This is a genomic window from Streptosporangium sp. G11 (assembly GCF_051192615.1).
Lineage (GTDB): Bacteria > Actinomycetota > Actinomycetes > Streptosporangiales > Streptosporangiaceae > Streptosporangium.
Window position 1 is genome coordinate 1 of sequence record NZ_JBPJUQ010000135.1, and the last position, 11,964, is coordinate 11,964.

Annotated in this window: 10 protein-coding genes and 2 pseudogenes; 6 read left to right on the forward strand and 6 right to left on the reverse strand. The window is 69.4% G+C overall.

The genetic code is table 11. From position 1 onward, the window contains the following. The first annotated feature begins 92 nt into the window (after positions 1-92). From ACSDR0_RS46820 to ACSDR0_RS46830, 3 genes and pseudogenes are all read left to right on the forward strand, one after another. Entirely contained in the window at positions 93-245 is a 153-nt protein-coding gene (locus tag ACSDR0_RS46820; protein ID WP_435295456.1) for a hypothetical protein, read from the forward strand. Next, a pseudogene (locus ACSDR0_RS46825) lies at positions 242-349 on the forward strand (hypothetical protein); the annotation flags it as partial. The gene ACSDR0_RS46820 and the pseudogene ACSDR0_RS46825, both read left to right, overlap by 4 nt. 288 nt (positions 350-637) lie before the next feature. Further along, positions 638-1,017 (forward strand): annotated as a pseudogene (locus ACSDR0_RS46830) (Tn3 family transposase); the annotation flags it as partial. A 299-nt stretch (positions 1,018-1,316) separates the two neighbouring features. Here ACSDR0_RS46830 and ACSDR0_RS46835 read toward each other — a convergent pair. Continuing rightward, positions 1,317-1,718, reverse strand: coding sequence for a DUF6326 family protein (locus ACSDR0_RS46835; RefSeq protein ID WP_435295457.1), 402 nt, complete (start codon positions 1,716-1,718; stop codon positions 1,317-1,319). 234 nt (positions 1,719-1,952) lie between these two features. Here ACSDR0_RS46835 and ACSDR0_RS46840 point away from each other — a divergent pair, with 234 nt between their 5' ends. Both ACSDR0_RS46840 and ACSDR0_RS46845 read left to right on the forward strand, forming a co-directional pair. After that, positions 1,953-3,173, forward strand: coding sequence for a sensor histidine kinase (locus tag ACSDR0_RS46840; RefSeq protein ID WP_435295458.1), 1,221 nt, complete (start codon positions 1,953-1,955; stop codon positions 3,171-3,173). Beyond that, positions 3,152-3,832 carry a response regulator gene (locus tag ACSDR0_RS46845; RefSeq protein WP_435295459.1) on the forward strand — a complete coding sequence of 227 codons (681 nt, stop codon included), beginning with the start codon at positions 3,152-3,154 and terminating at the stop codon, positions 3,830-3,832. The genes ACSDR0_RS46840 and ACSDR0_RS46845 overlap by 22 nt, the downstream gene beginning before the upstream one ends. Before the next feature lie 71 nt (positions 3,833-3,903). Here the strand turns inward: ACSDR0_RS46845 and ACSDR0_RS46850 are convergent, their stop codons facing one another. The 5 genes from ACSDR0_RS46850 to ACSDR0_RS46870 form a co-directional block, all read right to left on the reverse strand. Then, a complete protein-coding gene (locus tag ACSDR0_RS46850) occupies positions 3,904-4,179 on the reverse strand; it encodes a hypothetical protein (protein WP_435295460.1) in 276 nt (91 codons plus the stop codon). A 508-nt stretch (positions 4,180-4,687) separates the two neighbouring features. Continuing rightward, a complete protein-coding gene (locus ACSDR0_RS46855) occupies positions 4,688-5,008 on the reverse strand; it encodes a CocE/NonD family hydrolase C-terminal non-catalytic domain-containing protein (RefSeq protein WP_435295461.1) in 321 nt (106 codons plus the stop codon). Positions 5,009-5,054: 46 nt separating this feature from the next. Next, a complete protein-coding gene (locus ACSDR0_RS46860; protein ID WP_435295462.1) occupies positions 5,055-6,236 on the reverse strand; it encodes a serine hydrolase domain-containing protein in 1,182 nt (393 codons plus the stop codon). A gap of 52 nt (positions 6,237-6,288) precedes the next feature. Beyond that, positions 6,289-7,071, reverse strand: a complete 783-nt coding sequence (locus ACSDR0_RS46865; protein WP_435295463.1) for a hypothetical protein — start codon at positions 7,069-7,071, stop codon at positions 6,289-6,291. Between the two features lie 25 nt (positions 7,072-7,096). Then, positions 7,097-8,242, reverse strand: coding sequence for a serine hydrolase domain-containing protein (locus tag ACSDR0_RS46870; protein WP_435295464.1), 1,146 nt, complete (start codon positions 8,240-8,242; stop codon positions 7,097-7,099). A 129-nt stretch (positions 8,243-8,371) separates the two neighbouring features. Here ACSDR0_RS46870 and ACSDR0_RS46875 point away from each other — a divergent pair, with 129 nt between their 5' ends. Further along, positions 8,372-11,524: a BTAD domain-containing putative transcriptional regulator gene (locus ACSDR0_RS46875; RefSeq protein WP_435295465.1), complete on the forward strand. Its 3,153-nt coding sequence runs from the start codon at positions 8,372-8,374 to the stop codon at positions 11,522-11,524. Positions 11,525-11,964: the final 440 nt, after the last annotated feature.

The window sequence follows — 11,964 nt, forward strand, 5'->3', positions numbered from 1 at the left end:
CTCAAGCCCACGCACGAAGACAACTATGCTGCCGCGTAGTCGAAAGCCCTGATGTGTCTACCAAACCGGGGCAACTCTAGTGCTTTCAGAAGATGGCGCGTTTCCCGTCCCCGGACGAGATCCCCGAGGTGGTGATCGACCACGTTCGGCGCTGTCTGGAGCTGCCCGAGGACGTCTGGCCGGACCATGGCGCTCCCGCGGCGCGAAGGCGCATCGCAAGCTGGTGCGCCAGCGTCAGGGCGTGAAGTACGATGCGGGCCGGGCCCGGGCGATCGCCGCGGTGGCGATCCGGAAGGCGGCCCAGGCCAAGAACAACCCGGCGGACCTGATCAACGTGGCGATCGAAGAGTTGCTCCGGCTCCGGCTGGAACTGCTCGGGTACACGACGCTGGAGGACCTGGCCACGAGCATCCGCGCCGAGGTGAACGCCACCATCTTCGCCACGATCCTGCGGCGGATGACCTCGGCCGCCGGGGTCGAGGCGGTGGTCAGGGCTATGGAGGCGGTGACCTCGTGCGCGGCTGGCGCCGGGCAGGTCCAAGCGCTTGGCGAGGTGCTGTCGGCGCTCGTGGTGCAGACCCACAGCGTGCAGGCGGTGCGGGCGACGGTGGAGCAGGCCGGTGGGTTCGCCGCTCAGCTGGCCGACCCGGCGCTGCGGGCGCGGGTCACCGCGGCGACCAACAAGGTCGAGTCCTACAACGGGTTCTCCAAATGGCTCGGCTTCGGCGGGGTGCTGGCCGACAACGACCCCGAAGAGCAGGAGAAACTGATCAAGTTCAACACGCTGCTGGCCAACCTGGTTTCCACAACGCGCTGGACATCTCCGACGTCGTGCGGCAGCTGGTCGCCGAGGGCTGGAGCATCACCGCCGACCAGCTCGGCCAGATCGCCCCCTACCTGCGGGCCCACATCAGCCGCTTCGGCGCGTACGCCACTGACGAGCTACATCACCAGCCAGACCCGTTCGACCCCTTGCTCAAAGAGGTCGACTTCACCGACGGCGAGCTGGCTGCTTGATCAAGGAGGTCGGCCCACATATGCCCAAAACCCACTCACCACCGAACATGCCGGGCCGACGAAGCGCCTGGTTGAGCCGGGTCTTGAGGTAGGCGCGGATCTCGGCCGACGAGCGCGGGCCGGGGAAGGTCGTCATGATGCTCATTCTCATGTCACAGCCGTCCGGCGCTTCCGCGAGGCCGGTCCACGCCCTCCTCGATCGCGCCTTCGCCCGCCTGCGCGCCCAGGCATGCGTGGACTGGCACGCGCATCTGACGGAGGCGGCCTTGAGGCCCGCCGGGCCAGGCATTGGCGAAGCCTCATCCCGCAGGACGGCTCACGGCGGGTGAGGTGTCCATGCGCCAGGCCTGCCGCAGGATGACGGCCAGGCACACCACTTCCACGGCGGCCAGGACCAGGTAGTGGGGTTTCGCCGATCCGCCGCCGATGATGAACGCCGCGGTCAGCGGGACCGCCACCAAGGTGACCCGCCGGGTCACCGCCGGTTTCAACACACGCGACAACACCACCATCACGATCGGGATCTCGACCATGACCGCGGATCCCACCAGGAGCAGCGGGGTGACGGGAACGCCCTCGGCATGCCCCGCCATGAGCCCCCGCAGGAATCCGGCGTTCAGGAAACTGAGGACATCCGCGTAGAGCATGGTGAACATGACGACGATCCACAGGGTGGAGAGCCTTGCTCGTACGTCACTCATTTCGGCTTCGGTGCCTTTCTGGGTCGTTGGACGGGGGTCCGGGGATTCCCGGCCGGTTCCGCGCGGCTGCCGGCGATGACGGAAGCTGCCCGTACCGGTCATGGGGACAGGCTGGCGCGACGGGCGGGCGCATCGCTACGGCCGCAGGTCGGCGCCCGGATGGCCGAAGGTTGGCGGTACGGGATCTACTTTGGTCGGATTCCGCTGGAGCGGGGGCGGCCGTACCCTTTGATCGTGACGACCCCGGCAGGCCTGGACCATCGGATCCTGCTCCCCGCCAGCGCGCTCAGCGGCCCCGAGCCCGCCCCGGCGCGCCCGGCCGGACGCACCAGGCGCGACTGGGCGGCCGATGTGGCGTTGTTCCTGCTGGCCATCGGCCTCACGGCGCTCAGCGTGGTGGAAGGCCTCGGCCAGCATCCCGCACCGGTGCCGTTCGCGGTGGACGCCGCCCTCGGCGGGCTGAGCTGTCTGGGGGTGTGGCTGCGTCGGCGCCGGCCGGTCGGCTTCGCGGCGGTCGCGGTGGCGTTCAGCGTCTATTCGATGTCGGCCGCGGGGGTGGCGCTGATCGCGCTGTTCACCGTCGCGGCGCACCGGCGCGTGGCGGTGGCCGGCCCGATCGTGGCCGGGTGCGTGCTGGTGCCGTTCCTGACGCCGCTGGTCCGGCCGGACGTCCCGGTGCCGCCCTGGTGGCAGGTCCTGCTGGGCTTCGCCTGCATCGCCGCGGTGCTCGCCTGGGGGATGTTCGTACGAGCCCGGCGGCAGTCCCTGCGCGAACGGGCCCGGCGGGTCGAATCCGAGCGGGAACTGCGCCTCGCCCAGGTCCGCCAGTCCGAACGCGACCGGATCGCCCGGGAGATGCACGATGTGCTCGCCCACCGCCTGTCCCTGCTCAGCCTGCACGCCGGGGCGCTGGAGCTTCGTCCCGACGCCGCGCCCGAGGAGGTCGCCCGGGCCGCCGGGGTGATCCGCGACAGCGCGCACCGGGCGCTGGAGGATCTGCGCGAGGTCATCGGCATGCTCCGCACCGGCCTCGACCGGTCCGAAGAGGGGCCGGAGCAGCCCCAGCCCACCCTGGCCGATCTTCCCGACCTGGTCGATCAGTCACGGCGCGCGGGCATGCGGGTGCTGCTCGACTGCCGGGTGGGGGAACCGGCGGCCGCGCCCGCGGCGATCGGGCGCGGCGCGTACCGGATCGTGCAGGAAGGGCTGACCAATGCCCGCAAGCACGGCCGCGACGGCCAGGTGTCGGTGGCCGTCGGCGGGGCGGCGGGGGAGGGGCTGACGGTCGAGGTGCGCAACCCGGCCGGCGCCACCGCCGTCGCCGGGATCCCGGGCGGCGGCAGTGGCCTGATCGGCCTGGCCGAGCGGGCCGGCCTGGCCGGTGGACGGCTGGAGTACGGCCCGACCGCCGCGGGTGAGTTCCGGCTGTGGGCATGGCTGCCGTGGCCGAGGTGAACGCCGCGATCCGGGTTCTCATCGTGGATGACGACCCGCTGGTACGGGCCGGCCTGGCGATGATCATCGGCGGTTCGCCCGAGCTGAGCGTGGTGGGCGAGGCGGCCTGCGGAGCCGAGGTGCCCGCCGCGGTGGAGGCCTGCGCCCCGGACGTGGTGCTGATGGACATTCGCATGCCCGTGCTGGACGGCCTGGCCGCCACCGAGCTGCTGCGTGCCCGGCCCGACCCGCCCGAGGTCATCGTGCTGACGACCTTCGACGCCGACGAGTACGTGCTGCGCGCCCTGCGCGCCGGGGCCAGCGGCTTCCTGCTCAAGCACACGCCGCCCGCCGAGATCCTGCGCGCGATCGTACGGGTGTCGGCCGGGGAGCCCATCTTGTCGCCGACGGTGACCCGCCAGTTGATCGCCCACGTCGCCGACACCGGCGCCGCCGCCCGGCGGCAGCACGCCGTACGCGTGCTGAGCCTGCTCAGCGAACGGGAACGGGAGGTGGCCGTCGCCGTGGGCCGGGGCAGGTCCAACGCCGAGATCAGCGGCGAGTTGTTCATGAGCATCGCGACCGTGAAGGCCCACATCTCGCACATTCTCGACAAGCTCGACCTCAACAACCGCACCCAGATCGCCCTGCTCGCCCACGACGCCGGCCTGACCGGCTGAACCTCACCCGGCACCTGACCCGGATGCCCGCCGTCTCGCCTCCCGGGCGCGTTCTGGGCTCATGTGAACCCCTACGGCCGGTTCCGCCTTGACATGGAAACCCGGCTCGACCTGACGTTGCCGTGAGCGGGCCCCCGCTTCACTGCCGGGTGCGTGGCCGCGGCAACCTCGGCGAACGCGGGGCTCTCCAGGACGAGGATCTTCGAGGTGGCCGCCGGGTCCTCGAACAGCAGCACCCCTCGGGGACGCCCTCGGTCCGGATGAAGGAGGCCGGCCTCGGTGAGAATGTGCCGCAGCTGCAGCAGCGACTGCGTCGCGGTCGACGAGCGCGAGTAGACGATCCGCACCGGGAGCTCCTCGAGGAGAAGACGGAACCCTCTTCTACCTGTCGGGAAATCCTGTCGTCGATCCGGGCCCGGAATCGGCCGCCTGGAGCGATGCTTCATCACCCGGCGTCTGGTTTTCCGGGCCACTGGGAACCGGTTGGGCGGGGGTGCCGGGAGACCTTCTAATTCCGACACCCCGAGAAGGTGCCACAGCGCCATCAAGTGCCCTTTGGGACTGGGACATGGTTGGTTGTGACATGAGGTCGCACGTTGTGAGTGGTCACGAGAAAGGAGGCCCGACGATGTCGGGACCGTGATCCAGGTCATTGTCACGGCGTCCCATTCGCCGTCGCCGAGTGCGGCCTTCACCGATGCCGTGTCGGTGCGGTCGGCGATGAGCGCGCCCGGACTCCGGGGGCCGGTGGGCGGCTGATGCCTCGGTTGAGGGTGCTCACCTCGTCGCCGCGCTGCAGTGCGGCTTCGACGACGGCACGGCCGACGTGGTGCGTACCACCGAGAACGAGAAGCTTCATGGGGTTTCCTTCGTGAGGGGCAGCCTGACGGCTGAGCGATGGTCGGAGTCGTGGAAGATCTCGTGCTCCGAGGCGAGCTGGTCCGTCCCGGTCGTCGCGAGCGGCTCGCCGGTTCCCGGGTTACGGCCGAAACACGGATGGGCGCCTCTGGAGATCTGCAGCCGGATGCGGTGGCCGCGTCGGAACCGGTGAGCCATCGGCCACAGGAAGACGTCGAGGCCGTCGGCCAGATGCCCACCTGCGTGCCGCCGGTGCTCTCCAAGTTCGGCATGGCCGGGAAGAGGGTGCACCGAGCTGCATGCGGTTCGCGAGCTCATCCGGCCTCGTGCTCGTGAGGCCGGATGAGCCGGTGCTATTGAGCGGTTATCGTGATCTCGGCGGGCACATCTCGGCTTCCATTTCCTTGGTGAGGATGCTGATCGGGTTGTCCCAGTCGCCGTTGATGTTGGTGACGACCATGTGCTTGCCGTCTCGGGTGCCCATCGCATAGGTCCAGGAGCCGTGGATCCTGCCGCCGTTGCCCCAGACCGTCACGCCGCAGGACAGCTTCTGGGAGAAGATGCCGAGCCCGTAGGCGGTGTTGTCGATCCACTGCACGCCCTTGGTGGAGACAGCGGTGAACATCTCCTTTTGCTGTGCGGGCGGCAGCAGCCGACCGCTGAGCACTGCCCGGTAGAAGGTGTGCAGGTCGCTCATGGTGGAGACGATGCTGCCGGCCGCCCCGGCCCAGGAGGCGTTCATGTCGGTGAGGTCGTAGGGGGTTGTGGTGTCCTCGCCGACCAGGAACTTGACGTAGTGCCGTGCGTGCGGCTTGCGCAGCTTCGGCTCTTCGCCCGGCAGGTACGTTTTCCTCAGGCCGAGCGGGCGGATGATGTGCCGGGTGATCTCTTCGGTGTAGGACCTGCCGGTGACCTTCTCGATGATCATCCCGGCGAGCGTGTAGTTGGTGTTGGAGTAGCCCCAGCCCTTGCCCGGCGCGAAGGAGGGCGGGTTGGCCATGGCCACCTTCACCAGCTGCTCGGGACGGTAGCTGTTGAAACGGCCCTTGAGGAAGACGGTGCTCCACTGTTTGGTCGCCAGGCCCTCATCCGAGGTGTAGGGGAAGATACCGCTGGTCTGGTTGAGCAGCTGCCTGATGGTGATCTTGCCGCCGTCGTGGCCGTTGCCCTTCACCACACCGGGCAGCCACTTGTCCACGGTGTCGTCCAGGCTCAGCCGGCCCTCGGCCGCCAGCTTCAACACCACGACCGCGACGAACGTCTTGGTGGTGCTGCCGGCCCGGAAGTATTCCTGCTGTCGGCGCTTGCGGCCGGTGTCGGTGTCGGCCACGCCTGCCGTACCGAACCATGACCCGCGGCCGTCACGGACTTCAGCCATGGCGCCCGGCATGCCGTCGGCCACGGCTTGGTCAAGCACCCGCTGGAGCCGGGCGTGGTCGTCGGCGCGGCGGTCGGCGTGGTCGTCGGCCACCGCCGACGACGCACTTACGGTCACGGCAACTGCGGCGGCGAGCAGGCAGGCGGCAGTGCGGAGGGGCTTGGTCATGGGTCGATCGCCTTTCATGCAAGTGGAGTGTTGGTGAAGGGGAATACGTGAGTTAGCTGGTGACACGGTGGAGCAGGATGTCGCCCTGGGCGACGTGGGCGTGGAGCTCGACGGGGTTGCCGTCGGACGCCTCGGGGTCGTCGCCCAGGTTGTCGCGGACCCTGCCGAGCGTGGTCTTGGCGTCCGCCAGTACGGCGGTGCCGTCCGGGATCCCGACGTTGATCGTCCCGGCGCCGACGTCCAGATCGGCGCGCCCGCGCGCCATCGCGCCGACCGTGACGGCGCCTTGCTCGACGGCCACGCGCAGGCCGTCTTCTGCCCGGTCCACCGTGACATTCCCGTCGCCGTTGCCGATCACTGTGGCGCCGATGGCCTCGCCGACCTTGATCTGGCCGTGGCCGGTGGTGAGGTCGGCCGGGCCGCCGGAGGTGGCGACGGTGATGTCGCTGTCGTCGGTGCTCAGGCGCAGCTCGCCGGTGTGGTCGAGGTGGATGTCGCCCTGGGACAGGTGGGTCCGTACCTCGTCCAGGCGGCCCTGGCCGGTCAGGAGCCCGTCGCGGACGCTGATGTCGAGCGCCGAGCCGCTGGGCAATTCGATCGTCACCGCGATGCGGCCGGGCAGGGATCGGATGCTCGAACGGTCTTTGACCGTCAGGCGGCCGCCTGCGTAGGTGACGCGGGTGCGTTCGGCGGCCGCGACGTCGTCGGCGTCGGCCGGATCGGCCGGCCGTACATCGACGGTGGTGTCGGTGCGCTGGGTCGCGTTGATGCGGATGTCGGCCTCAGTGCACGAGACGACGGCGCTGATCGGCTGCGGTGTGTCAAAGGTATTCATTGAGGTTCCTTTTTCAGAGCGTGCTTTACGCGCCGATGGAGACGCCGAACTCCGCTTCGATGATCTTGAACATGGGGTCCCAGGATTTCCACTCGGTGTTGGTGTGGACAGCGATGGAGTGCCGGCCATCGGGAGTGCCGACCGCGAAGAAATAGGAGCCCCAGAAGCTGCCGCCGACGCCGCGCAGCGTTCGGCCGCCGGTCGCCTGCTCGTCGAACTCGAACAGGCCCAGGCCGTAGCGAGCGTGCGGCATCCAGTAGCCACCCTCGGTGGAGACCGTGGTCCACATCTGCCGGTGCTGGGCGGGCGGCAGCAGGCTGCCGGTGGTCATCGCGCCGAAGAAGCGGATCATGTCCGCCGTGGTAGAGACGACGTTGCCGGCCGCGTACCCCAGGGAGGAGTTGAGCTCGGTGACGTCCAGAGGCGGCAGGCCGGGCTCCTCCATCAGCGACTGCCAGTTCTCCGGGGTGACCGCGGCCGGATCGGCGCCGTCCTTGAGGAACTGGTGGGAGTAGCCACGCGGGTGCGGAGTAGGGTAACCGGTCTCGGTGGCGGAGCGCACCCAGGTGTGGGTCAGGCCGAGCGGCTGGACGACCCGTCGGTCGACCTCGTCGGCGTAACTGTTGCCGGTGACCTTCTCGATGATCGCGCCGGCGATGTAGAAGCCGCCGTTGGCGTACTCGAAACGTTCGCCGGGCTCACCGACCGGCGGCTGGGACACCGCCACCCGCAGCAGTTCCTCGGTGCTGAAGGTGTCGAAGCGATGCCGGTCGAACCCGGAGCGGGTGGCGTAGCGGTAGCTGACCTCCGGGGCCAGGCCGGTGGCGAACAGGCCGCTGGTGTTGCTGAGCAGGTGCCTGATGGTGATCGTGTCGCCGTCGTAGCCGCCTGCGTCCAGCACGCCGGGCAGGTGGGCGTTGACCGTGTCGTCGAGGCGCAACCGGCCCTCGGCCTCCAGGGCCAGAAGCGTCGCGGCGGTGAAGGCCTTGCCGCTGCTGCCGGCGTGGAAGTACTCGCCCGGCACGCGCGGGGAACCGGTCTCGATGTCGGCCACGCCGGCGGTGCCGAACCAGGTCCGATCACCGTCCTTGACCTCGGCGACGATGCCGGAAATGTCGATCTCGGCCACGGTCCAGTCGAGTACCTGCTGGACGTTCTCATTCATTGCCATCGCACTGCCTTCCGGGTGGTTCCTCCGATGTTTTCAACGATGTCCGGCAGCTCTGACAGGCGGCTTATATCCCGCTTCTAGCCACACCGGTCGGCTGTAAGGCAGTGCTTGATCGGTAACCTGGCGAGCATGCGCATTGAGGTGTTGGGGCCGGTTCTGGCGTATGCCGACGATGGCGCGCCGATCGACCTGGGCGGCACCAGGGTTCGCGCGCTGCTGGCCAGGCTGGCACTGGCCGCGGGCGAAGTGGTGTCCGTCGATGCGCTGCTCGACGCCCTGTGGGGCGAACGCGCGTCCGGCGACACCGTCAACGCGTTGCACGCGCTGGTACATCGGCTGCGCAAGGCCCTGGGCGAGGCCGGGGTGGTGGAGAGGGTGGCCGGCGGATATCGCCTGCACGTACGCGCCGAGCAGGTTAACGCGGCCCGGTTCGAGGAGCTGGCAAGGCGAGGCAGGCGCGAACTGGCCGCAGGCGACGTGCAGCGGGCGGCCTCGCTGCTGGAGGAGGCGCTGGCGCTTTGGCGGGGAGAGGCGCTGGCCGACGTGCGCGACATCCCGTTTGCCGGTACGGCTGGCGCGCGCCTGGACGAGCTGCGCGTCGAGGCCGTCGAAGACCGCTTCGAGGCGGAGCTGCGGCTTGGCCACCACGGCGAGATCCTGGCGGATGTGGAGGCGGCGGCCGCGGCCCATCCGTTGCGGGAACGGCTGGCCGGGCTGCGGATGCGGGCGTTGCATGCGGTGGGCCGCCAGTCCGATGCGCTGGCCGTGTTCGAGAAGGTCCGCGAGACGCTTGCCGAGGAGCTTGGCGTCGACCCCTCCGAGGAGCTGCGTAAGGCGCACCTCGCCGTGCTTCGGGGTGAGCGGGAGACCCTCCAGGCGGAACAAGCTCGACCGCAGGCGGTACGAGGACGTCTGCCGGCCCGGCTGACCAGCTTCGTCGGCCGGGAGGAAGAGCTAAGGTTGCTGACCGGCTTGCTGGAGACCTCCCGGCTGGTCACCGTCGTGGGCCCGGGAGGAGTGGGCAAGACCCGGCTGGCCGTGGAGGCGGTGAGCCGGCATCGGGCCCATCAGCGCGGCCGGGTCTGGCTCGTTTCCCTGGCCGCGGTGGACACGGCCGACGGGCTGCCGGAGGCGGTGCTGGGCACGCTCAGCGTCGCCGATGCCCAGCCGTCTGGCACGCCGCTGGAGCGGGTGGTCAACCTGCTCGCTGGTGGTGAGGGCGTGCTGGTGCTGGACAACTGCGAACAGATCTCCGGAGCCGTCGCGGAGTTCGCCGGGCATCTGCTGGGGCACCGGCCGGACCTGATCATCCTGGCCACGAGCCGGGAGCCGCTGGAGGTCATGGGGGAGACGTTGTGCCGCCTGGGTCCGCTCGACCTCCCTCCGGCGCACGCGGATCCTGTTCGTGCCTCCGCATCGGCCGCGGTGCGGCTGTTCCTCGATCGGGCGGCAGCCGTACGGCCCGGCTTCGCACTGGATGCGCCCACCGCACGACCGGTCGTGGACATCGTGCGCCGGTTGGACGGCCTGCCGCTGGCACTGGAGCTGGCCGCAGCGCGCCTGCGGACCATGAGCGCCGAGCAGATCGCCCGGCGGCTGGATGACCGGTTCCGGCTGCTCAGCACCGGCAACCGGACCGCCCAGCCCCGCCAGCAGACCCTCCTTGCGGTCATCGAATGGAGCTGGGACCTCCTCACCTCACAAGAGCGCACACTGGCCGCTCGGATATCGATATTTCCGGCGCAGACGGGTGTCGCCGTGATCGAGGCAGTTTGCGCCGATTCGGAGGGGGCGCTTTCCCCGGACGAAGTCGTCTACCTCCTGGGCTCTCTGGTCGACAAGTCCATCGTGGAGCGAGCTGGCGACGGATACCGGATGCTGGAAACCATCCGGGCCCATGCGGCGGACAAACTCCGGCTCACGGGGGAACGCGAAGCCGTCCTGCACAGGCTCACACAGCACTTCGCCGACCTGGCCGAAGCACACGAGCCGCTGTTGCGCTCGGGCAAGCAGGCGGAGTCGCTGTGGGTGTTCCAGGCCGAATACGACAACCTGACATACGCCCTGCAAACGGCCATCGACAGCGGCGACGCCTCGGCCGCCGCCCGGATTCTCGGACCGCTGTACTGGTACTGGGTCATGCTCCGCTACGACGCTCGGGCCGACGCCTACGTCGCCAAGGTAGCCGAGTTCGGCGACGCGCTGCCCGCGGACGCCCGGGCCGCGTTCACCGCGATCCACCTGGTGGGCGTCGAGGGCGGGCCGATCACCGACCCCGAGCGGCTGCGCGCGCTCATCGACGACTGCGCGCGCACGGGCGCGCTGCGCCGCTATCCGATGCTGCTGACGATAGTGCTGGTGATGGCGGCCGTAGTCGGGCTGGATGAGCTGCTCGATCAGGAGATCGCCCGGGTACGCGGCGGCTCGGACCGCTGGGCGATCGCCTGCACCTTCATGATCGAAGCCATGCGCTTTCGCGAACGGGGCGATCGGGAGAGCTCCGCGACCGCGATGACCAAGGCGCTGCACGCGTTCGAGGAGACGGGCGATCGGTGGTGGGCGGCCAAGGCGCTGTACGGCCTGGCGCAGATCCACGCCATCGCCGGCGACCACGACCAGGCGATCACCGCCTACGAGCACAGCATCGCCATCGCCAGCGACCTCGGCTCGCAAGATGAGGTCTCGACCCGGCTCGGGCTGGCCACTGAACGCATGCGCGCCGGCGACCTGACAGGCGCCAGGCACGACATCGCAACCGCCGAACGAGCCGCCTGGCGGCGTGGCCAGCCGGTGCTGGAGATCGAGGTCCTTGGCGCCTCGGCAGAGCTGTACCGCCGCGCCGGCGAGGTCGAACGCGCCGATCAAGAGCTCGATCGCATGCAGACGCTCACCCGCGAGCTGACCCTGTCGCCCGGGATCACCGCCGATCGAATGCTCCCTGCCCGGGTGGCCAATCTGCTCGCCGCCGGGGACACCGTACGCGCACGCGAACTACTGCCCCGCGCCGTCCAAGTAGCACAGCAGAACATGGACGCCCCCTCGGCCGCTCACCTCCTGGCAAGGCTGCTGTTCCTGGAGGGCGATCCGGCCGGCGCGACCACCGCGCTCGGCCTGAGCCAGGCGATCCGCGGCACCTTCGACCACGGCGACACCGAACTGCGCCGCCTCGCGGAGGTGCTCGCGGAACGGCTCGGGCGTACCGACTACGACACCGCCTACCAGCGAGGCGCCGACATGACACCACACGAGGCCGCCGACCGCCTGGCAAAGCTGCGTGTATAAGCCCAGGGTGGTAGACGCAGCGGGCAGTGCTGTTGAGGCATTTGAGCCGATTAGTCCGTTCGCTGCACACTTCACCCACCCGAGGCCACCTGACGTGATCTCAGAGATGCGGCGTCGGCCGGGGACTGGAAGGCCTGGGCCTTCTTGCGCTCGCGGCGCTCGGTCGGTTCGGTACCGGCGCACCGTGCTTCTTGATCGTGCGCCGGACCTCCACGCTGACTCGCGATCTCACTCGAGAAGAGCCATGCCCATCTCGCTTCGCCTCGCCAGGACCGTCCCGGACAACCCCCGTTGATTAGCTACCTGGCGGCTAATCGCATGTTGTGAGCAGGCGCCAGTTGCAGAGCCTGACTTGGCGAGGGTGCTGGATGCCTATCCCCAGACCGGTCCGAGCTGGTGCCTGCCCACCTAGTGATCTGCCGTCGTCGTGTTCGGTATGC